A 22,658-nucleotide genomic window follows, 5' to 3' on the forward strand; every position below is an offset into this window, starting at 1 on the left:
AATAAATTACGATACACCCTTTTTCTTTTGTGAAACGCTGCAGATTCTTGTTTATGTAATGCGCAGCGTATTCATTTTGTATGTAAGTAACGCATTGGCCCGGTACTCAATGGGCAAAAGTTTACTTCAGTTTTTCTTCCAGTAACTTAATCTCTGCTTCTACTGCCTGCTTATTGCTGGTTTGCGTTAAAGCGGCTTTCTTACGTTTCAGCAACTTTTGCATGTCTTTTAAAATAGCGGTGCGGTACTTAGGAGCAAAGGCGGCAGCCTGTCTGCTAAAAGCGCTTACCGCATTTAAACCGGTTTTAAAATGCTCGGTATCTTCTACTTTAGATAAGTATGCCAGGAAGGTAAAGCCCTGTTCAAATTTCTCATACATAGTAGCAGAAGAAAAAGCCTGGTACATGCTGTCGAAATGACTATCTGTTAAAGTAAATACTTCAATTTTTTCAACGGCATCTTCCAGGTTGTCACGCGCATCTTTTTTTAGGAAGTTTAATTGTGCAATGGCTTTGGCTTCATTCACCTCGGCCAGTGCCAGTAAACCGGCACCTGCTACTGAATAAGAAGAATCGGTGGTGGCCTTTAAAAAGAATGCTTCGTCAGTAGGGCGCTGTAAAGTGCTTAATAAGCTGATAGCAGCTGCACGGTTGGTACGCTTCACATCTGATTTTGCTATTTTTTCCACTTTCGGCACTAAGGTTTCATCCAGCGGATTACCTATCAGCCCCTTGATAACAATATTGCGGATGCCTGCATAAGAATCGTTTAAAGCCTGTGCTATAAAGGCAATGGCTTCTTTCGGATTTTCATCCATATGCTCCAATGCGTATTCCACCGCTTCGCGTCTGTCTACATAATTACCGGCATATTTGTATTGGTAAATGTATTCTGCCAGGGTTTTATGCTCTTCTTTCAGGGCCAGTAAAATTTTATCGCCATCTACGTTAATCAGCTCAGGCTTAGCGGGCACGGCAAAAGAGAAAGTATCCGCTTTATTGCTGATCCAAACAGTATAACGCTTTTTCAGTGTGCCATTATAAATATCAATATCTACCGGCATGCGGAATACTTTGTTGCTTACCTGCATCTGGGTGATGTAAACGGTAGCTTTTTTAGCGGTATCGTTATAATTGTAGCTGATGTCGAGGTGTGGATGTCCGCTTCCATAATACCACTGGTTAAAATACCAGTTTAAATCCTGCCCGGTTATTTCTTCAAAAGCCATACGCAACTGGTGTGTTTCGGCCGATTTGAATTTGTTTTGTGTCAGGTAGAGGTTCAGTGATTTAAAGAAAGCAGAATCGCCGATGTAGTGTCGTAACATATGTAAAATGCGGCCGCCTTTGTTATAGCTTACTGCATCAAACATATCTTCATGTGTGCGGTAGTAAAAACGCACCAGGTCTTTGTTGTCGCTGCCGCTGTGCAGGTAGCCCTGCATGTCGTCATAGTTCTGCTCAGCGCCTTCATCCTTGCCATATTTAAACTCTTTCCACATGGTTTCGCTGTAGTTGGCAAAGCTTTCGTTTACGGTAAGATTGCTCCAGCTTTCAGCGGTAACCAGGTCGCCAAACCATTGGTGAAACAGTTCGTGTGCCACATATTCTTCATACTTGTTGCCATCTGCCAATTGTCTTGCATTCTGTTGCAGCTTGTCGGTATGTAAAGTGGCGGTGGTATTTTCCATAGCGCCGCTTACATAATCACGACCTGTCATTTGCGAATATTTGGCCCAGGGATAGTCAATACCCGTAATGCGTCCATAAAAAGCCATCATTTCGGGTGTTAAACCAAAGATGCCTTTAGCGGTGGGGGCATATTCCTTTTCTACATAATACCATACATCCTTGTCTTTATACTTGTCCTTGATAACAGCAAAATCACCCACGCCCATGAAGAAGAGGTAGGGAGCATGCGGTTGTGTCATTTTCCAGGTATCTGAACGGGTGCCGTCTGTATTTTTTTTCTGTGCGGTTAATAAGCCGTTACTCAGGGTAACATACTTATCAGGCACGGTCATCGTAATTTCTTCTGTAGTTTTTTGGTTAGGATGGTCTATCGTTGGGCACCAGGCGCTGGTGGCTTCTGTTTCGCCCTGGGTCCATATCTGGGTAGGTTTGTTTTTTTCTTCGCCTTTCGGGTTGATAAAATATAAACCTTTGGCGTCGGTAATAGCAGCACTTCCTTCGGCCTTTAGTTCGTTAGGCTTGCTTACATAATCAATATACACAGTATAGTTGTCGGCTGCGGTGTATTGTTTATCCAGTGCAATGTGCAGTTCCAGCGAATCATAACGGTAGGCTAAAGGCTTATTAGTGCCATTTTGTACCAGGGCAACGGTATTAATGTTCATGCCCTTTGCGTCCAGTATCAGCGAGTCGGTGGTGTAAAAATGCGGGTGAAGCGTAATCCAGGCTTTTCCATACATATAAGCCTTGTCGTAGTCGAATCGTACGTCCAGTTTAGTGTGTACAAGGTCGTTTGTTTTGAGGGCAGTTGCTCTGTATTGTTTTTTCCAGGGCTCTTCTTGTCGCGTTTTTTTTGCAGGTTCCTGGGCAACGGCAGCAAAAGACGCCAATGCACAGGCAGTAAGCACATATTTTATCATGAAACGGTATTTGAAGCTATAAATGTAAATGAAACCACAATGTATTGTGTAATCGTGGCCCGATTGTGGCAGATATTAGCTTATTTACGTGACTTACTATAGATTTGTCACTATTATAAAACTGGCATTCAGGATGAAGTGTACATTTTTTAGAATACAAGCCCTCTTATTGCTTATTGTATTGTTGAGTTGCCAATTGATAGGATTTGCCCAGCAAAGTCATTTTATCTATATACAATCTGATAACAAACAGCCTTTCTACGTAGAGTTCAATAAGAAAAGCTATAGCTCCAGCAGCACAGGCTATTTAATTATATCTAAAATACCGGATGGCAACCAGTCTGTTACTTTAGGCTTTACCGGTACTAAGCTACCAGCCTTTGATTTTCAGCTGTTGGTAGATGCAGATGCTGGCTTTGCCCTCAAAAATTATAATGAAAAGGGATGGGGGTTGTTTAACCTGCAAACCATGGCAATTACTATGGGAACTGCTTCGTTAAAAGCAGCTACCCAACCGCAAAAAACTGAACCTGCTGCGCCGGTGGCTACCACTAAACCAGCCGCCAGCAACCAATTTGGCGATATGTTGTCGCAGGTGGTAGACGATCCGGATTTGGCTAAAGGCACCGGAATGCAGTCGTCAACTGCTGAAAAAACAACTACAACTGGTACTAAACCTGCAACTAAGCCCGCAGCAGGCGGTACAAAGCCAGCTGGTAAAGGCACTAAAAGCAAGCCGGTAGTGACCGAAAAGCCTGTAGAAGCGGCTGAAGAAGATGTATATGGCAATGCTGCTACCAAAGGGGTAATCAAAGCAGGGGAAGAGCAGGGCGATAAAGGCACCGCCATGGTATTTATCGACTTTAATAATAAAGGAAGTGATACCGTTAAAATATTTATTCCGGAAGTAAAGGATTCGGTTGTTACGGCACAGGAACCAGCGCCCGCTGATACGGTACGTGTACCAGAAAAGCAGGCCGCTGCGGAGAAGCCCAAAGAGCGGGAAGTGGTAAAAGATACGGTAGTGGTGGCAAAAGAAACAGGGGCAGTAGGTAATCCATTTTATACCAAACCAGCAGAGCAAACGCAGTCTGTAGAGCAGGTACAGCCTGTTGAAAACAAAACCAGTGCTACTGTTACCACAGATACCACTTCTTCCGAGCCTATTCCTGAATTAAAAGTAGCTGCCTATAACTCCAACTGCACAGGTGGAATGGCTTCTGATAAAGACCTGGATAAGTTGCGTAAAAGGATGGTAAGTGAAGGCGCGGATGATAAAATGATTGTTACTGCTAAAAAAGCATTCAAGCAAAAGTGCTATACCACTGAGCAGATTAAAACTTTAGGCATGCTGTTTTTTACAGATGAAAGCAGGTATGCTTTCTACGATGCAGCTTATCCGTTCGTATATGACGTAACCAATTATGTAAGTTTGGAAAAAATGCTGCTGGACGATTATTTTAAAAAGCGTTTCAGAGCCATGTTACGTCCGTAATTTTGCCGAATGCCCCGATATTTTTTAGAAGTAGCATACAAAGGAACCCGGTATAGTGGTTTTCAGATTCAGGAGAACGTGGCCACTATACAGGCTGAGGTAGAAAGAGCCTTGAAGGTGCTGTCGCGCCAGGAAATAGAATTAACCGGTTCTTCCCGCACAGATGCCGGGGTACATGCTTTGCAAAACTATTTTCATTTTGACAGTGACAGGGAATGGACGCCCAGGCAACTATACAGCCTGAATGCTATAATAGAACCAGACGTGGTGATTAAACGTATTACACCCGTTCCGGACGATGCGCACAGCCGTTTTCATGCTACAGCGCGGGAGTATAATTATCATATCTACAGTAAAAAAGACCCGTTTCGCGACGATAGGGCTTATTTCTTTCCTTATACATTAGACACTGCCTTATTAAATCAGGCCGCTGCTATTTTGATGGAGTACCGGGATTTTACCTCTTTCTCTAAACGAAATACCCAGGTAAAAACTTTCCTGTGTAGCATCGAAATTTCCCAATGGCATTTCAACGAAGACGGAACCTTGTATTACCACGTAAAAGCGAATCGTTTTTTGCGGGGTATGGTACGGGGCCTTGTAGCCACCATGTTGAAAGTGGGCCGGGGAGCTTTATCACTGGATGATTTCAGAAAAGTGATTGAAGCCAAAGATTGCAGTAAGGCCGATTTTTCGGCCCCGGGTCATGGCTTATTCCTGGTGGCGGTGCATTATCCGGAAGGCCTTTTGAACAATGAGTAGCCCTGTGTTAGAATTATCTTCCTGATGAATGCATAGAAAAGCCTGCTATAGAAGATTGAGCTGTAGATTCTGCAATAATTCACGGTGCAATAAAATTTTCCTGAAACGCTTCACATAATCCGGATTACTCTTGCTTCTTTTTAGGTGCCGCAGTGAGGGAAATGTGCGGCTGTAGATATTATATATGCGCCGCTGTGAAAGAATCTACAGTGCTGAGAGCGCTTTGCAGGCGGCTCAATTGTAAAAATATGCGGCGCAATATTCTTTACATGCGCCTGTAGAAAAAATATGGGTGCCGCAAGATTGTTTCCTTAGCACTGTAGAAAAGATTTATGCGGCTCAATATTTTATAACTGCGCCTGAGTAAAAGAAAATAAGTGCTGAATATTCTTTACTCAGCCTCCGTGAAAGAATCTGGAGTGCTGTTTTTTTCTTACCCGGAGCTGAGTAAGAAAAAAAGAGTGCTGAATATTCCTTACTCAGACGCATGTGAAAGCTAATGGGCTGTGATTTTTTTTCACTGCGGCGCAAGTAAAAAATATTGCGACACCTAAATCATTTCTACAGGCGCAGTTAAAGAATATTGCGCCGCTATATTTTTAAATTGCGCCGCAGTTTTTTTTATTTGAGGGGCTAAAAAGCCTGGATCAGGCGCTAAAAAGTGCTTCCGGATGTTATGATTAGGCGAGATAGGGGAGGTTTTGAAACCTTTATATCATAGTACACTTATATAATACAGGCTCTATTGTTCAGCTCTTGTAACTACATAATAGGTAAAGTGCTGCTGTTCAGCCTTGTTTCCTTGAAAATATTTGCAAAAAGGGGTAATTATATTTGGTAGCGTAACAAAGGTTCTTATCTTTGCCGCCCACTACACAAATAGCGGGCAGTTCTTTAAACAGCAAGTGGTAAAAAAGGTTGAAAATAACTAAAAATAAATTTGGTGAATGTTTCGAAACTGTTACCTTTGCACTCCCAATAAAACGGGAACAGTTCATTGAAAATCAGCGGTTTATAAAGAATTAACTTCAAAAATAATTCAAAAATAAATTTGCTAATTTGAAATAAAAACTGCTACCTTTGCAACCCGAATGAAACGAAAGTGACGGACGGAAACGCAAAAAAGCTCTTGTACTTTGAAAATGATGACCGGCTCTAAGGCCTACAGGATCGAAACCTGACCATCAGCAATTTTTAAGTTCTTTGAAAGAATGGAAGCAACAGTACTACTTTAAATAGTAGGTAAGTGTAAGCAACGTAACAAAATTAAAATTCACAGACGCAATTTCGAGAGAAATTAAGTTAGTGATCAAAACTCATTTACAATGGAGAGTTTGATCCTGGCTCAGGATGAACGCTAGCGGCAGGCTTAATACATGCAAGTCGAGGGGTAGCACAGTATAGCAATATATGGGTGACGACCGGCAAACGGGTGCGGAACACGTACACAACCTTCCTTCAAGCGGGGAATAGCCCAGAGAAATTTGGATTAATGCCCCATAGAATAACGGCTCGGCATCGTGTTGTTATTAAAGATTTATCACTTGAAGATGGGTGTGCGTTCGATTAGGTAGTTGGCGGGGTAACGGCCCACCAAGCCTACGATCGATAGCTGATGTGAGAGCATGATCAGCCACACGGGCACTGAGACACGGGCCCGACTCCTACGGGAGGCAGCAGTAAGGAATATTGGTCAATGGACGCAAGTCTGAACCAGCCATGCCGCGTGGAGGATGAAGGTCCTCTGGATTGTAAACTTCTTTTATCTGGGACGAAACAATACTTTTCTAAGTGTCTTGACGGTACCAGATGAATAAGCACCGGCTAACTCCGTGCCAGCAGCCGCGGTAATACGGAGGGTGCAAGCGTTATCCGGATTCACTGGGTTTAAAGGGTGCGTAGGCGGGCATGTAAGTCAGTGGTGAAATCTCAAAGCTTAACTTTGAAACTGCCATTGATACTATGTGTCTTGAATTTCCTGGAGGTTAGCGGAATATGTCATGTAGCGGTGAAATGCTTAGATATGACATAGAACACCGATTGCGAAGGCAGCTGACTATAGGTGAATTGACGCTGATGCACGAAAGCGTGGGGATCAAACAGGATTAGATACCCTGGTAGTCCACGCCCTAAACGATGGATACTCGACATACGCGATACACAGTGTGTGTCTGAGCGAAAGCATTAAGTATCCCACCTGGGAAGTACGACCGCAAGGTTGAAACTCAAAGGAATTGGCGGGGGTCCGCACAAGCGGTGGAGCATGTGGTTTAATTCGATGATACGCGAGGAACCTTACCTGGGCTAGAATGCAGTTTGACCGTGGATGAAAGTTCATTTTGTAGCAATACACAGATTGTAAGGTGCTGCATGGCTGTCGTCAGCTCGTGCCGTGAGGTGTTGGGTTAAGTCCCGCAACGAGCGCAACCCCTATCTTTAGTTGCCATCAGGTTAAGCTGGGAACTCTAAAGAAACTGCCGTCGTAAGACGCGAGGAAGGAGGGGATGATGTCAAGTCATCATGGCCTTTATGCCCAGGGCTACACACGTGCTACAATGGTAACTACAAAGAGCTGCTACTTGGCGACAAGATGCTAATCTCAAAAAAGTTATCTCAGTTCGGATCGCAGTCTGCAACTCGACTGCGTGAAGCTGGAATCGCTAGTAATCGTATATCAGCAATGATACGGTGAATACGTTCCCGGACCTTGCACACACCGCCCGTCAAGCCATGAAAGCCGGGGGGACCTGAAGTCGGTAACCGCAAGGAACTGCCTAGGGTAAAACTGGTAATTGGGGCTAAGTCGTAACAAGGTAGCCGTACCGGAAGGTGCGGCTGGAATACCTCCTTTTTAGAGCGACGCTCACTTTTTAATTGTTGTTTCCTTCTTCTTTCAATTTTTATTTGTCTGATTAGATAAATAAAAAACATAACTAAAAAATAAAGATCTTTCAGATACTGAAATAGTATGACTCGAAACAGACCCGTAGCTCAGTTGGTTAGAGCGCTACACTGATAATGTAGAGGTCACCAGTTCAACTCTGGTCGGGTCTACTAATAAAAGGTTTTACTGGGGGGTTAGCTCAGTTGGCTAGAGCATCTGCCTTGCACGCAGAGGGTCATCGGTTCGACTCCGATATCCTCCACATTAAAGCTGTAAGCGGATTGCAAACAGCAACTACACAAGTTCTTTTGAAATTAATGAGATATGGCTTTAAGGCCTAAAGGTTCATAACCTTACTATCTACAAGATTTTACCGGAAGTATCTTCGGATACGGAAAGTAATTGAAGTTCTTTGACATATTGGGAAAGCAAAATTACTAAAGAGAGATTTTATATAGTGGAGTTCATTTTAGGATGAACAAATGCTGAATAAAAACATGTAAGTTTTTTAAAGCGAAATAAGGGCGCATGGTGGATGCCTAGGGTCTGAGAGGCGATGAAGGACGTGGTAAGCTGCGATAAGGCAGGGGGAGCTGCACACGAGCGTAATATCCCTGCATTTCCGAATGGGACAACCTAATATACTGAAGGTATATTACTCGAAAGAGAGCCAACCCGGAGAACTGAAACATCTAAGTACCCGGAGGAAAAGAAAATAACAATGATTCCCAGAGTAGTGGCGAGCGAAAAGGGAAGAGCCCAAACCGAAATAGCGTGCTGTTTCGGGGTTGTAGGACTACGTTTAGAAAGTGTTATCAAATCGAACTATCTGGAAAGTTAGGCCATAGCAGGTGATAGCCCTGTAGATAGAAATTAACATGGACGAGTAGTATCCTGAGTAGCGCGGGACCGGAGGAATCCTGCGTGAATCTGCCAGCACCATCTGGTAAGGCTAAATACTCCTCAGACACCGATAGTGAACCAGTACCGTAAGGGAAAGGTGAAAAGCACCCTGAACAAGGGAGTGAAATAGTACCTGAAACCGTGCGCCTACAAGCGGTCGGAGCTCAGTAATGAGTGACGGCGTGCCTTTTGCATAATGAGCCTACGAGTTGCTCCTCACTGGCGAGGTTAAATTCGTGAACGAATGGAGCCGTAGCGAAAGCGAGTCCGAATAGGGCGACTAGTCAGTGGGGGCAGACGCGAAACTTTGTGATCTATCCATGGGCAGGTTGAAGTTCTGGTAACACAGAATGGAGGACCGAACCCGTTGACGTTGAAAAGTCTTGGGATGACCTGTGGATAGGGGTGAAAGGCCAATCAAACTGAGAGATAGCTCGTTCTCCCCGAAATGTTTTTAGGAACAGCCTTGTATATAGAAGTTTAACAGAGGTAGAGCTACTGATTGGGCTAGGGGGCTTCACCGCCTACCAAACCCTGACAAACTCCGAATGCTGTTAAATATCTACAGGAGTGAGGCTGCGGGCGCTAAGGTCCGTGGCCGAGAGGGAAATAACCCAGACTAGCAACTAAGGTCCCTAATACGTAGTTAAGTTGATCAAACGAGGTGGGATTTCAATAACAGCCAGGATGTTGGCTTGGAAGCAGCCATTCATTTAAAGAGTGCGTAACAGCTCACTGGTCGAGAGATCCTGCACGGAAAATAATCGGGCATCAAACTACGAACCGAAGTTCTAGATTCAGATAATATCTGAGTGGTAGGGGAGCATTGAAATTGCATCGAAGCTGTTAGGCGACTAATGGTGGAGCGATTTCAAAAGAAAATGTAGGCATAAGTAACGATAAAAGAAGTGAAAAACTTCTTCGCCGAAAGTCTAAGGGTTCCTGATCAACGTTAATCGGATCAGGGTTAGTCTGGTCCTTAGGAAAACCCGAAAGGGGCATCTGATGGAAAGAAGGTTAATATTCCTTCACCTGCTATACATTAAAAGTGACGCATCGACGTGGTGGTTACGTACTGACAGAATAGTGCGTAGAGATGAATCTTCGGAGGAGTCGAAATCATAAAATTGGTGCCGAGAAAAGCGAGTATAGCAGCCAGTACCGCAAACCGACACAGGTAGACGGGATGAGTATTCTAAGGCGCTCGGGTGAGCCGTGGAGAAGGAACTAGGCAAATTGACGCTGTAACTTCGGGACAAGGCGTACCGTAGCGATACGGTCTCAGTAAAATGATTCAACCAACTGTTTAACAAAAACACAGGGCCCTGCAAAATCGAAAGATGACGTATAGAGCCTGAAACCTGCCCGGTGCTGGAAGGTTAAGGAAGGATGTTCGGCGCAAGCCAAAGCTTCTGACTGAAGCCCCAGTAAACGGCGGCCGTAACTATAACGGTCCTAAGGTAGCGAAATTCCTTGTCGGGTAAGTTCCGACCTGCACGAATGGTCTAATGAGTTGAATACTGTCTCCTCCACGAGCCCGGTGAAATTGTAGTATCGGTGAAGATGCCGGTTACCCGCCACGGGACGGAAAGACCCCGTGAACCTTCACTACAACTTTGCATTGATCTTGAGTAACAAATGTGTAGGATAGTTGGGAGACTATGAAGTAGCTTCGCCAGGAGTTATGGAGTCAACGTTGAAATACCAACCTTTTGTTACTTAGGACCTAATCCTGAGAAAGGAGACATTGCATGGTGGGTAGTTTGACTGGGGTGGTCGCCTCCTAAAAAGTAACGGAGGCTTGCAAAGGTACCCTCAGTACGGTTGGTAATCGTACGTAGAGCGCATTAGTATAAGGGTGCTTGACTGTGAGACAAACAAGTCGATCAGGAGCGAAAGCTGGCTAAAGTGATCCGGCGGTTCTGTATGGAAGGGCCGTCGCTCAAAGGATAAAAGGTACTCCGGGGATAACAGGCTGATCTTACCCAAGAGCTCATATCGACGGTAAGGTTTGGCACCTCGATGTCGGTTCGTCACATCCTGGGGCTGGAGAAGGTCCCAAGGGTTCGGCTGTTCGCCGATTAAAGTGGCACGTGAACTGGGTTCAGAACGTCGCAAGACAGTTCGGTCCCTATCTGTGGTGGGCGTTAGGAAATTGCGGGGACGTGACCTTAGTACGAGAGGACCGGGTCGCATGTACCGCTGGTGAATCTGTTATGCCGCTCGGTGTATTGCAGAGTAGCTATGTACAGTCAGGATAAACGCTGAAAGCATCTAAGCGTGAAACCTACCTCAAGATGAGTTTCCTTTTAAGGGTTGTCAAAGACTATGACGTTGATAGGCTATAGATGTAAAGTTGGTAACAACAAAGTCGAGTAGTACTAATTACCCGTAAGCTTTAATTTTTTTAATATCGCTCGAAAGCAATGGAGAGTAAATAGATATTAATACTCTTTAGTTGAGCTTCCCAATATGTATCTTATTACGGTTGAGAGATTGTAGTGCAAGTCAGTGAATAGAGTAACTGATAAGAAACGACTACGAACTAACAATCTAAGATCTTATGGTGATTATGCCGAGGGTGTTCACCTCTTCCCTTACCGAACAGAGAAGTTAAGCCCCTCATGGCCGATGGTACTGCAAAGAAATGCGGGAGAGTAGGTAGTTGCCATATTTATTAAAAGCGCCTCACTGGAAACAGTTGAGGCGTTTTTGTTTTGTATACCTTCCCAGAATAAAAGCAAGGGCATGATTATTTCACCTTTACCTTGTGTGCTTGCGATACACTAACTACTTAAGGGCGCATACACCTTTTTTCGCACATAAAAATCAGTGTTTTAACGGGTAGGCCAGCCGGTTCACCTACCCTACCTTTATCTTCACAATGCAGAACCAGGTGATCGACGACAACTCCTATGAAAATACCTGTCATTATCACCAGGCATCTACATTAACAACATAAGGTTGTTGCTATATTCTATAAATCGTGCCTTATGAATACAGAATCGGTCAAAAATATTGGTCTTTCAGGTGTTTACTCCGGGCATTAAAAACATTACACACAAGACCCTTTGAACAGTTATGTTACGGGTACCAGCAATGGTGCCCTTTTTTGCGTTTACTAACAAACAGCGTTTAACTGGAAAATAGGGGCATAAAAAAAGCCGTTCTTAAAAAGAACGGCCTGGATAATAGAGTTTGATGTGTACTAGTAGCGATTGTAGCCACCGCCACCACCACCTTCGCCACGGTTACGGTTGTAACCACCGCCGCCACCGCCGCGGTTGAAACCACCACCACCGCCGCCGCCACGGTTGAAGCCACCGCCTCCACCGCCGCCGAAGCTTTTCTTCTTGTAACCGCCACCTTCACCTTCTGCACGAGGTGCTGATTCGTTTACAACGATTTTACGGCCGTCGATATCAGTTTCGTTTAATTGGCTGATAGCGGTACGGGCAGCTTCATTATCCGGCATTTCAACGAAACCAAAGCCTTTGCTACGGTTGTTGTTGAATTTGTCGGTGATAATTTTAGCAGAAGCAACCTCGCCGAATGGTGAAAAAAGATTGTACAGTTCGTCACTGGTCATGCTCCAGTTCAGGTTTCCAACGTAAATGTTCATTTGAAAAGAATTAAAAAAATTAATACCCAATACAGTAACCAAAAAACTAAAAGCATTTACGCCGAAACGTCTTAGAGAAATGGAAGAACTGTACCAATAGCAAGCAAATGTAGATAATTAATTAATTGGTTGGAGATTAAAATTTCGCTACGTGAATGCCTTAACTTGCACCGGGTTAAGGCATAATCAGTTATTATAAAAAAATACCATGAATGAAAAATCTGCCTATTAATAATCAATTGTTTATTGAAAACCGGAAGCGTTTTATTGCCGAGATGTTACCGGGAAGCATTGCCATATTTAACAGTAACGACGAGGTGCCCAGCAACGGGGATGCTATTTACCGGTTTATTCAAAACAGTGATTTATACTGGCTTACAGGAATAGAGCAGGAAGACACCATGGTGATTCTTTACCCTGACAACCCAGATCCCAAATACCGTGAAGTTTTGGTACTGGTTCGTCCAAACGAATTGAAAGAGAAGTGGGATGGACGCAGATTGCGGGCTGCGGATGGTACCGCTGTTTCTGGCATCAGCACCATTGTATGGCTGGATAACCTGGATGCTTTATTACAGGTTTGGATTCACCAGGCCGACAATATTTACCTGAATACCAACGAAAACGACCGAAGAGGCGTAGGAGTAGAAACAAGGGATTATCGCTATGCACGTACCCTGATGCAGCGTTTTCCGCTTCACCGGTATCAACGCTCTGCAGTCATCATGCGTAAACTCAGGGCTGTAAAAAGTAGCTATGAGGTAGACGTATTACAACAGGCAATAGATATTACCGATAAAACGTTCAGGCGTTTGCTGAAGTTTATTAAGCCCGGTGTAATGGAGTATGAAATAGAAGCCGAGATTATGCACGAGTTTTTAAGAAACCGTGCCAGAGGGGAGGCATACGGAAGCATTATTGCCAGTGGCGACAGGGCCCGTACTTTACATTATGTGTTTAACAACGAAGTATGTAAAGATGGCGAACTGATATTAATGGATTTTGGCGCTAATTACGGTGGTTATGCAGCAGATTTAACACGCACGATACCTGTAAATGGCAAGTTTACCAAACGCCAGAAAGAAGTATACAATGGCTGCCTGCATTTGCATAACTACTGCAAAGGCATTTTAAAACCAGGCATTACTTTACTGGATTATACCGATAAGGTGGGAGACGAGGCTACTGTGGTGTTTGAGAAACTGGGCTTATTGTCTAAATCTGATATTAAAAACGAAAGTCGCGAAAACAGGGCTTACCGCAAATACCTGTATCATGGCATTTCACATCACCTGGGTATTGATGTGCATGACCTGGGAACGAAAAACGAGCCTTTGGTACCAGGCATGTTGTTAACCATTGAACCAGGCATTTATATCGAAGAAGAGGCAATGGGCATTCGTATTGAAAATAACGTATGGCTTACTGAAACGGGAAGTATAGACTTAATGAAGAATATTCCCATCACAGCAGAGGACATTGAATCATTGATGAAACAGAAATAAGATGAACCGGCTTATCCCCAATATTTTTACCCTTTTGAACCTGTTTTTAGGCTGCATGGCCATTGTAGAAGTAATGCAGCCTGGCTTAGTAATGAGCAATGATGGCAGCGGTGTGGTAACCGTTCCTGAAAGAATATATATAGCCAGTATTTATATTGGCTGCGCTGCTGTGGTTGATTTTTTAGACGGCTTTGTTGCCAGGTTATTAAAAACCCCTTCAGAGTTAGGTAAACAGCTGGATTCGCTGGCTGATGTGGTAAGCTTTGGTGTGGTGCCGGGGTTAATAGCTTACCAGTTTTTACGCTTATCCTATGCGGCCTCCAACGATGGTTTAGATACCAGCATGGCTTGTTTAATGCCTGCCTTTTTAATTCCTTGTGCCGGTGCATTCAGGCTGGCGCGTTTTAACATCGATACCTCACAGTCATACGGCTTTAAAGGGGTGCCCATCCCGGCAGCAGGACTGTTAGTAGCTTCTTTCCCTTTAATATACTGGTATTCCAATGAAAGCTGGGCCATTAACCTGATGGTGAATAAATGGTTCTGGTATGCTGTGATAATAGTGATCAGCTCTTTAATGATAAGTACTTTGCCCATGATGGCGCTGAAGTTTAAAAGCGCAGGCATCAAAGACAACTGGCCTAAACTACTGCTGGTGGCTATTGCTATAGTGACCGCACTAATGTTGCACTGGCTGGCAGTGCCACTGGTGTTTGTTGTATATGTTATTTTATCTTTGTCGCTTAAACAAAAAGAGAATTAGTGCTTTATCTTGTACCTACACCATTAGGCAATCTGAAAGATATTACCCTGCGTGCTATTGAAGTGTTGCAGAGTGTAGATGTGATCCTGTGTGAGGATACAAGAACATCGTCTAAATTGTTAACCCATTATAATATCCACAAACCACTTTCTCCCTATCACCAGCATAATGAGCATAAGGTGTTGCAGCACCTGGTTGATCAGCTGGCTGCCGGTAAAACGATGGCCCTGATAACGGATGCCGGTACGCCCGGAATCTCCGACCCCGCTTTTTTGCTGGTAAGAGAATGTGCCAGGCAGAATATAAAAGTAGAATGCCTGCCTGGCGCCACCGCTTTTGTGCCCGCGCTGGTAAACAGTGCTTTACCTACCACCAGGTTTGCATTTGAAGGTTTTTTGCCACCTAAAAAAGGCCGGCATACCTTGCTTACCAAATTGGCCACTGAAGAGCGTACTATTGTTTTTTATGAAAGCCCCTTGCGTTTAGTAAAAACCCTGCAGGAAATAAGCACCTATTTTGGCGAAGACCGTCAATGCAGTGTAAGCAGGGAAATCACAAAGATGTTTGAAGAAACCACCCGCGGAACCCTGAAAGAGGTAAGTGAGTATTATACCGCTAAACCTCCCAAAGGCGAAATTGTAGTGGTAATATCCCCACCTTAAGAGTAGTAATTGTTAGTGTATTTTAAAACCTTTTGAATGATGAAAAACCTGCTTTTATGCGTTGTGTTGTGTACAGGTATGGTGAGCCTTGGACACGCACAATTCAGAAAAATTCCTAATGATGTTCAGGATGCATTTTATGAAAAATATCCTGATGCAGAGGAAGCAGCCTGGAAAAACAAAGAGAAAATATACCAGGTATCTTTTCTGTTAATGGGAATAAAGTTTACAGCCGATTTTGATGACAAAGGATTTTGGTTACAATGCGCCCAGGAAATTAAACCGGAAGGCATTCCACAGAAGGTGCAGCGAAGCCTTACTAAATCTCTTTACAAAGATTGGCTGATTAAGGAGGCTTTTTTTGTAATAGGACCAGATGAAAGAACAGAATTCAGGATTTTAGTGTCCAGAAGTGAAGTGCAGCAGCGGTATATATCCTTTGATCCGGAAGGTAAAATGTTAGAGGACAAAGACCGCCGTAAAGTGTAAGTAGTATGAACCAAATGAGAATAGCAATGCTGGCTATAGCTGCCTGTTGTACGGCAACAGTGGCCAGTGCACAATCTGACAGATGGCAACAGCGTGTGAAATACGCGATTAACGTAAACATGGATGTGGCCACGAATCGTTTTGCAGGCGTAGAAAAAGTAGATTACTGGAACAATTCACCAGATACTTTACAACGCATTTTTATTCATCTGTACTGGAATGCTTTTCAGCCTAACAGTATGATGGATGTTCGTAGCCGCACGCTGGGTAAAGTATTGTTGGGCTATGATAAACAGAACAAAGAAGTATACGACTGGGATGGCCGTGTAAAAGACAGGATCAGTAAACTGGCTCCGGAAGAAATCGGGTATCAGAAAGTGCAGTATGTAAAAATTGCCGGTAAAGAACAAAAGTTGACCGAGCACGAAACCATATTGGAGGTAAAGCTGGAGAAGCCTTTACTACCTAAAACCAAAACCACTTTTGATATCGGATTTAACGCACAGGTTCCCTTGCAGGTGCGCAGAAGTGGTCGCGATAATAAAGAAGGTATCCGCTATAGCATGAGCCAGTGGTATCCTAAAATTGCAGAATATGATTACCAGGGCTGGAATGCCAACCCATATATTTCGCGGGAGTTTTATGGCGTTTGGGGTGATTATGATGTAAACATAACTATCGATAAAAATTATTTACTGGCAGGTTCAGGCACTATTCAGAATCCTAATGAGGTAGGACATGGATATGAAGTGGCAGGATCGCCTTTAGCAAAATCATCTAACTCATTATTAACCTGGCGCTTTAGCGCACAAAATGTGCATGATTTTGTGTGGGCGGCTGATACAGCTTATAGCATTATCAAAAAGCAGATTCCTGGCGGGCCGTTATTATATGTAGTGCATAAAAAGGTAGACTCGGCACAGGTAGCATGGCAAAATGTAGCGGATACCGCCGCTATAGCCTATCCATACATTGCTAAAACATTTGGCCCCTATCCCTACAAAAACTACTCTTTTATACAGGGTGGAGACGGAGGGATGGAATACCCCATGGCAACACTTGTCAAAGGCCCTGGTATAGGAACTGCGCTGCATGAGTGGATGCACAGTTGGTACCAGGGAATGATGGGTACAAATGAAAGCTTGTATCCATGGATGGATGAAGGCTTTACTTCCTATGCAGAAAGCCGGGTTGCCGGATTTATTCGTAATGATAAAGGTTTCTGGTGGGAAGGTGACTATGCTGCTTATTACCGGTTGGTGCAAAGCCGCAGAGAAGAGCCTATGAGCACACATGCCGATCATTTTAATACAAACTATGCCTATAGTAATGCAGCGTATGCAAAGGGGGCTGTGTTTATGGAGCAGCTGGCGTACATTGTTGGTAATGATATTCTGGATAAAATTTTACTCGAATATTATAAAGAATGGAGGTATAAACACCCCAATCCTAACGATTTTATTCGTGTTGCCGAAAAGGTAAGCGGGATGGAGTTGCAGTGGTATAAAGAATATTGGGTATATACCACGAAGTATATTGATTATGCTATAGGATACGTTGACTATATAGATGGTAAAAGTGTTATTACCCTGAAAAAGATTGGAGATATGCCTATGCCTTTAGACGTGCTGGTTACTTATAAAGATGGAACAAAAGAGATGCACTATATTCCGATGAACCTGGTATTTGGAAGTAAGATGCCTGAAAATACAGATAACAGGTTTGTGATTCATGATGAATGGAAGTGGACACATCCTGAATATCAGTTATTGATAGACAGAAACATCAAAGACATTAAATCAATTGAAATTGATCCAAGTTTAAGAATGGCAGACATCAACAAGGTCAATAATACCTTGATAGTGCCTGGAAACTAATCTATAAAATAGAACATAAAAAAGAGCGGCTGTAATCACTACAGCCGCTCTTTTTTATGTTCTGCTAATTGAAGTTAAAACCGTAACCTATACCCAATGCAATAAAGGAATAATCCGCGTATTTATTATTGGATAGTATTTTCTGATACTTTAAAGATAAATCCAGCTTATCATTGATGAGAAAGCCTATTGATGGAGCAATAGCAGGGTTTATTAATTTAGTAGTGACAGCGGAAACACCTGCATCCCCTTGTATATAAAATGAGTTATAGTCAGACAGTGGATTTAAATAAATTCTATAGCCAACAAACACGCTGGCAGCCTTTGCCAATGCAGCCTTTTTCTTGGTATTACCAACAGTGTAATTTTTACCGGGAAATGCGGCAAGATTAGCAGTGATAAACACATCGCTACGGATGCCGGATGGAATTCTGACTTTCGCAGAACCGCCTGCACCGAATGAATTAGTTTTGGATAACGGACCAGATGGAATGGCAGCTTCAGCGCTTAAAACAAGGGATGTAGAGGCATCATAGAATTGTGAAATGCCGGGTAATCCAAGCGCACAAAGCATGACAATAAGAATTAGTCGCATAATATAGATTATTGGATTTTCAAGCTAAAAGTACAATTTTCACACCGTTATAGCTTTTTTTTTGAAAAGGTTGGGAAAAAATTTTATATAAGGTGGTGTTCTGATTATTGACCAAAAAAGCTATGTTTGTTGGGAGATCAAATATCCATATATGAAGCCAACTTACAATTTGTTCGTACCGATCAAACGTCCCATGCTATTCCGTTAACCTATTATCGTTATTCACAGCGATTTATAAGGGTATTTTCTTTCTTCCAAACCACGCTTTATTGCCATCTGAAATGTGTATGCCCTATGTGGCTCACATGGCGAAGCCGTGTCTGAACCTAATTACAACTTGAATAGGAGTGAAATTGAAATTATGAAAAAGATTCATATAAAAAGAATACTGGCAGGATTTTTAGTAATAATTATTTCCTGTAACCTTATGTCCTGTCACGTCAACAAAAAACTAGCTTATTTTAAAGATGTGCCGGATTCATTGGTGGTGCCAAAGAGTGTTGAAGCTGCTAAATTCACAGATCCTAAAATACAACCTAATGATATTGTGCAGGTATCTATTATCACTTTGGATCCTGCTATAAATACCATGTTAAATTCGGACAATACCACGTCATTTGCAGTATCGCCTGGAGCTGCAAGCGCTCCGGTTGCTAGCCAGCCTGTCAATGGCTTTTTAGTAGATAAAGAAGGAAATATAGAATTACCCATTATAGGTAAAGTGAAAATATCAGGCCTTACCACAGCTGAGGCACGTGACTCTATACACAATAAAGTTGCGATTTACTATAAGCAACCTGTTGTAAATGTTAGATTTACAAATTTCACTATTACTGTTTTAGGAGAGGTGGTTAAACCATCTACTTATATTGTGCCTAACGAAAAAGTAAGTATACTGGATGCTTTAGGTATGGCAGGAGATCTTACTATTTTCGGGCGAAGGGAAAATGTGTTACTGATAAGAGATTCTGTTGGGCAGAAGAAGTTTGTGCGTTTTGATTTAAACTCTTCCAAAATAATCAACTCGCCTTATTTCTATTTGCAGCAGGGAGATATGGTTTATGTAGAGCCTAACAGAGCCAAAGCTGCATCTACAGATGCTATCAGAACACGCAACTTTGCCTTGATCGCATCTCTTATCACAGTATTTGTAACTATCGTATCTAAGTTATAAACATCTTTTGAAGCTTTATGCAGCACGAATTTGTAATTGAACAAGTGGAACCTGACCAGGAGAATGAGTTTTTCAAAAAGCTTGGTGGGCAGTTTCTTATCTTATGGCCATGGCTTATTGCTTCAATCGTGGTTTGCGTGGCTTTATCGTATTTGTATTTAAAATACCAGACTCCTGAGTACAGAATCAGAGCCTCCATTTTAATACAGGATGATAAAAACAGCACTGCCAATGTAGGCATACTGGAAGAATTTGGACTATTAAAGGGCACCAGTAGTGTTGATAACGAAGCTGAAATATTTAAAAGCTACGCTTTGATGAAAGATGTAGTTGTTAATAACCAGCTTTTTATTAAGTATTATTATTCTGGCCAGTTAAAGGCTACCGAGCTATATCTGAACAGACCTATCACAATGAGGTATGTAAATCCCAATTCAGATAGTTCTATTAATTATGGCGAGTACCTGGTAGCATTTGATGCCAAAGACATTAATAAGTTTACCGTTACAGTACTGGATAAAAAGTATGTGGGTAAGTTTGGTGAAATTGTGCATTTACCTACCGGTGATATAATTATTAATACAAGTGATGCTTTTGTTAAGTGGCGTAAAGAGGAGCCTGTTACTGTTTTTGCGCTTCCAGTGAACAGATCTGTAGCGGAATATATGTCACGTTTAGGGGTGGCTATTCCTAACAAACAGGTAAGTATTATCAGTTTAAGTTTAAAAGAAATTATTCCGCAAAAAGGAGAAATAATATTAAATTCTTTAATTAATACTTACCTCCAGGCAAATGTAAATGACGCCAACCAGATTGCCGATAGCACCATACGTTTTATAGATGACAGGCTTCAGTTGGTGTTTAAAGAGCTGTCTGGTATTGAAAAGGATATTGAAGGATTTAAAAAAGAGAACAGGCTTACAGATATTACAGAACAATCACGCTTATTACTGGAAAACACCAGTGACTATTCCAAACAGTTAACAGAAAAGGAAGTACAGTTGGCTGTGATTGAAGCATTGGAAGAATTTTTAATTAGCAGTAAGAATGAGACCCGCGTGGTGCCGTCTTCGCTGGTAATGCAAGACCCTGTTTTTATATCACTTATCCAGCGTTACAACGAAGTTCAGCTGGTTCGTGATAAAATGCTAATGAGTACTACCGAAACTCACCCTTCTGTTCAAACAATCAATGAGCAGCTGCTTAATTTGCGCGGGGAATTGTTAAGCAGTATTGCCTCTGTAAAAAGAGGAGTACAGATAGGGGTCAATGAGTTGAGAAAAAGAACAGGTGCTATTGAATCACAGGTGTCAAAAGTGCCTGGAAAAGAAAGAATCTGGCTTGACTTTTCCCGTCAGCAGGCTATTAAACAGGAGCTGTATCTGTTTTTATTGAAAAAACGTGAGGAAACTGCTATTTCAAAATCATCTACCCTGGCCAATGCAAGGGTAATAGACGCGGCCAAGGCAGATGACTTTCCTTTTAAACCCAACAGAAAATCTTTTCTGCTACTGGGGTTTGTGCTGGGATTGGCTATTCCTTTCGCTTTTTATTACATAAAAGAGCTATTGAACAGTAAGGTTTCTTCTTCAAAAGACATTAAGAACTACACGAGCGCCCCCATTCTGGCAGAAATAGGGCACAATGGAAATGATGAAGAAGTAGTGGCATTGGCAGCAAGAAGTCTTATTTCTGAACAGTTCAGATCGTTAAGAACTAATGTTAAGTTTTTGATGGCAAATGAAGATGAGAAGGTGATTTTGATTACTTCCAGCATGGGAGGAGAAGGGAAATCCTTTCTTTCTATTAACCTGGCAGCCACATTAGCCCTCACTGATAAAAAAGTAATATTACTGGAATTGGATCTGCGAAAGCCCAGAATTACAGATATATTAAAATTACGTAGAATAGGTATCAGCAACTACCTGGTAGATAGTAATGCCAATTGGAAGGAATTACTTCAGTTTTATGGTGCTGATAATAAGTTTGATATATTATCTTCGGGCCCGCTACCACCCAATCCGGCAGAATTACTGATGCTTCCCAAAATGAGTGCTCTCGTTAAAACATTGAAGGAGCATTATGATTATGTTGTGATTGATAGCGCATCAGTGGGTTTGGTTACAGATGCTGAAGTACTGGCCGTACTGGCTGATGTAACATTATATGTTGTAAGACATGCGTTTACACATAAACAACAAATTAACTGGTTAAACAAGCTGTATCTGAAGAAAACGTTACCTAAGCTCAATATCATTATTAATGATGTGCAGTTAAAGAAATCGGGGTATAGTTATGAAGGTTATGGGTATGCGTATGGATACGGGTTGTATGGAGAGAAAAACAGTTAAGCGCCAGATATTATTATGGAAAAGGAAAGCAAGATATACATAGCCGGCCATAGGGGAATGGTTGGCGGAGCTATTCTAAGGCATTTAAAAGAACAGGGGTATTCTAATATAGTCGTTAAAACATCGAAAGAGCTGGACCTGCGCAATCAGGCAGCGGTTAACGATTTTTTTGATGCGGAAAAACCTGAATATGTTTTTTTGGCGGCAGCTAAAGTAGGAGGCATTTTAGCAAATAATACCTACAGGGCTGAGTTTATATATGACAACCTTATCATGGAAGCTAATGTTATACATGCTTCCTATTGTGTAGGAGTAAAAAAGTTGATGTTTTTAGGCAGCTCCTGTATTTATCCGAAAATGGCCCCCCAGCCTTTGAAGGAAGAATATTTATTAACTGGCCCATTAGAGTATACGAATGAGCCCTACGCAATAGCTAAAATTACAGGTATTAAATTATGTGAATCGTACAGAGATCAGTACGGATGTAATTTTATAAGTGTAATGCCTACCAATTTATATGGCATTGGTGATAATTATCATCCTCAGAATTCACATGTATTACCTGCTTTAATAAGGCGCTTTCATGAAGCCAAAGAAAGTAATGCATCTGATGTTACTGTTTGGGGATCGGGAAGTCCTAAGCGTGAATTTTTATATGCAGATGACCTGGCTGAAGCTTGTATTTTTTTAATGGAAAAGTACAACGAGAAAGAATTGGTGAACGTAGGAACAGGTTCGGATCTGACCATTAAAGAATTGGCCGAAATGGTGAAAGAAGTGGTTGGTTATGAGGGAGGCCTGATATTCGATGCATCTAAACCAGACGGAACTCCCAGAAAGTTGATGGATGTATCTAAATTGAATTCGTTTGGCTGGAAATATAAAACTGAGCTAAAAGAGGGCTTAACTAAAGCCTATGAAGATTTTTTGAAAAACAAATAATTTGCGTTGATTAAAAATAATAC

13 protein-coding genes, 2 tRNA genes and 3 rRNA genes are annotated in these 22,658 nt (G+C 42.3%); 15 read left to right on the forward strand and 3 right to left on the reverse strand.

Features of this window, described 5'->3' with window-relative positions:
- Positions 1-121: 121 nt before the first annotated feature.
- On the reverse strand, positions 122-2,611 hold the full coding sequence (locus FLA_RS01205; RefSeq protein ID WP_076379370.1) for a M1 family aminopeptidase: 2,490 nt from the start codon (positions 2,609-2,611) through the stop codon (positions 122-124).
- 133 nt (positions 2,612-2,744) lie between these two features.
- Here FLA_RS01205 and FLA_RS01210 point away from each other — a divergent pair, with 133 nt between their 5' ends.
- The 7 genes from FLA_RS01210 (at position 2,745) to rrf (ending at position 11,329) form a co-directional block, all read left to right on the forward strand.
- On the forward strand, positions 2,745-4,106 hold the full coding sequence (locus tag FLA_RS01210; protein ID WP_084206237.1) for a DUF4476 domain-containing protein: 1,362 nt from the start codon (positions 2,745-2,747) through the stop codon (positions 4,104-4,106).
- Between the two features lie 9 nt (positions 4,107-4,115).
- Complete coding sequence (gene truA / locus FLA_RS01215; RefSeq protein WP_076379368.1) at positions 4,116-4,868, forward strand: tRNA pseudouridine(38-40) synthase TruA; 753 nt, start codon at positions 4,116-4,118, stop codon at positions 4,866-4,868.
- Between the two features lie 1,322 nt (positions 4,869-6,190).
- Positions 6,191-7,719, forward strand: a 16S ribosomal RNA gene (locus tag FLA_RS01225).
- A gap of 129 nt (positions 7,720-7,848) precedes the next feature.
- Positions 7,849-7,922 (forward strand) — tRNA-Ile (locus FLA_RS01230).
- 18 nt (positions 7,923-7,940) lie between these two features.
- A tRNA-Ala gene (locus FLA_RS01235) sits at positions 7,941-8,014 on the forward strand.
- Positions 8,015-8,259: 245 nt separating this feature from the next.
- Positions 8,260-11,060 (forward strand): 23S ribosomal RNA (locus FLA_RS01240).
- Positions 11,061-11,217: 157 nt separating this feature from the next.
- Positions 11,218-11,329, forward strand: a 5S ribosomal RNA gene (gene rrf / locus FLA_RS01245).
- Together the 16S, 23S and 5S rRNA genes with 2 tRNA genes alongside form the textbook arrangement of a ribosomal RNA operon.
- A gap of 534 nt (positions 11,330-11,863) precedes the next feature.
- Here rrf and FLA_RS01250 read toward each other — a convergent pair.
- Positions 11,864-12,277, reverse strand: a complete 414-nt coding sequence (locus FLA_RS01250; protein ID WP_076381850.1) for an RNA recognition motif domain-containing protein — start codon at positions 12,275-12,277, stop codon at positions 11,864-11,866.
- A 212-nt stretch (positions 12,278-12,489) separates the two neighbouring features.
- On the opposite strand from FLA_RS01250, the gene FLA_RS01255 reads away from it, so the two are divergent.
- Genes FLA_RS01255 through FLA_RS01275 form a run of 5 tightly spaced genes read left to right on the forward strand, consistent with a single transcriptional unit; the run spans position 12,490 to position 17,573 of the window.
- A complete protein-coding gene (locus tag FLA_RS01255; protein ID WP_076381598.1) occupies positions 12,490-13,782 on the forward strand; it encodes an aminopeptidase P family protein in 1,293 nt (430 codons plus the stop codon).
- 1 nt (position 13,783) lies between these two features.
- Positions 13,784-14,545, forward strand: coding sequence for a CDP-alcohol phosphatidyltransferase family protein (locus tag FLA_RS01260; RefSeq protein ID WP_076381599.1), 762 nt, complete (start codon positions 13,784-13,786; stop codon positions 14,543-14,545).
- Positions 14,545-15,207 (forward strand): 16S rRNA (cytidine(1402)-2'-O)-methyltransferase, encoded by a 663-nt coding sequence (rsmI, locus tag FLA_RS01265; protein WP_076381600.1) that lies wholly within the window; start codon positions 14,545-14,547, stop codon positions 15,205-15,207. The genes FLA_RS01260 and rsmI overlap by 1 nt, the downstream gene beginning before the upstream one ends.
- 36 nt (positions 15,208-15,243) lie before the next feature.
- Positions 15,244-15,696 (forward strand): PepSY-like domain-containing protein, encoded by a 453-nt coding sequence (locus FLA_RS01270; protein WP_076381601.1) that lies wholly within the window; start codon positions 15,244-15,246, stop codon positions 15,694-15,696.
- Positions 15,697-15,701: 5 nt separating this feature from the next.
- Positions 15,702-17,573, forward strand: a complete 1,872-nt coding sequence (locus tag FLA_RS01275) for a M1 family metallopeptidase (protein WP_159445168.1) — start codon at positions 15,702-15,704, stop codon at positions 17,571-17,573.
- A 64-nt stretch (positions 17,574-17,637) separates the two neighbouring features.
- On the opposite strand, the gene FLA_RS01280 is transcribed toward FLA_RS01275, so the two are convergent.
- Positions 17,638-18,168, reverse strand: a complete 531-nt coding sequence (locus tag FLA_RS01280) for a hypothetical protein (protein ID WP_076381603.1) — start codon at positions 18,166-18,168, stop codon at positions 17,638-17,640.
- Positions 18,169-18,529: 361 nt separating this feature from the next.
- On the opposite strand from FLA_RS01280, the gene FLA_RS01285 reads away from it, so the two are divergent.
- Genes FLA_RS01285 through fcl form a run of 3 tightly spaced genes read left to right on the forward strand, consistent with a single transcriptional unit; the run spans position 18,530 to position 22,635 of the window.
- On the forward strand, positions 18,530-19,342 hold the full coding sequence (locus tag FLA_RS01285) for a polysaccharide biosynthesis/export family protein (protein WP_084206457.1): 813 nt from the start codon (positions 18,530-18,532) through the stop codon (positions 19,340-19,342).
- 17 nt (positions 19,343-19,359) lie between these two features.
- The gene (locus tag FLA_RS01290; RefSeq protein ID WP_096510636.1) at positions 19,360-21,693 is read left to right on the forward strand and encodes a GumC family protein; all 2,334 of its coding nucleotides are present in this window, start codon (positions 19,360-19,362) and stop codon (positions 21,691-21,693) included.
- A gap of 15 nt (positions 21,694-21,708) precedes the next feature.
- Positions 21,709-22,635 carry a GDP-L-fucose synthase gene (fcl, locus tag FLA_RS01295; protein ID WP_076381605.1) on the forward strand — a complete coding sequence of 309 codons (927 nt, stop codon included), beginning with the start codon at positions 21,709-21,711 and terminating at the stop codon, positions 22,633-22,635.
- Positions 22,636-22,658 lie beyond the last annotated feature (23 nt).

It is taken from the genome of Filimonas lacunae, from assembly GCF_002355595.1.
GTDB classification, from domain to species: domain Bacteria; phylum Bacteroidota; class Bacteroidia; order Chitinophagales; family Chitinophagaceae; genus Filimonas; species Filimonas lacunae.

Coding starts and splice junctions, on each gene's coding strand:
- FLA_RS01285 (WP_084206457.1), top strand. CDS start 18,530: ATGAAAAAGATTCATATAAAAAGAATACTGGCAGGATTTTTAGTAATA.
- FLA_RS01260 (WP_076381599.1), top strand. CDS start 13,784: ATGAACCGGCTTATCCCCAATATTTTTACCCTTTTGAACCTGTTTTTA.
- FLA_RS01270 (WP_076381601.1), top strand. CDS start 15,244: ATGATGAAAAACCTGCTTTTATGCGTTGTGTTGTGTACAGGTATGGTG.
- FLA_RS01255 (WP_076381598.1), top strand. CDS start 12,490: ATGAAAAATCTGCCTATTAATAATCAATTGTTTATTGAAAACCGGAAG.
- fcl (WP_076381605.1), top strand. CDS start 21,709: ATGGAAAAGGAAAGCAAGATATACATAGCCGGCCATAGGGGAATGGTT.
- truA (WP_076379368.1), top strand. CDS start 4,116: ATGCCCCGATATTTTTTAGAAGTAGCATACAAAGGAACCCGGTATAGT.
- FLA_RS01205 (WP_076379370.1), bottom strand. CDS start 2,611: ATGATAAAATATGTGCTTACTGCCTGTGCATTGGCGTCTTTTGCTGCC.
- FLA_RS01210 (WP_084206237.1), top strand. CDS start 2,745: ATGAAGTGTACATTTTTTAGAATACAAGCCCTCTTATTGCTTATTGTA.
- FLA_RS01250 (WP_076381850.1), bottom strand. CDS start 12,277: ATGAACATTTACGTTGGAAACCTGAACTGGAGCATGACCAGTGACGAA.
- FLA_RS01290 (WP_096510636.1), top strand. CDS start 19,360: ATGCAGCACGAATTTGTAATTGAACAAGTGGAACCTGACCAGGAGAAT.
- FLA_RS01275 (WP_159445168.1), top strand. CDS start 15,702: ATGAACCAAATGAGAATAGCAATGCTGGCTATAGCTGCCTGTTGTACG.
- FLA_RS01280 (WP_076381603.1), bottom strand. CDS start 18,168: ATGCGACTAATTCTTATTGTCATGCTTTGTGCGCTTGGATTACCCGGC.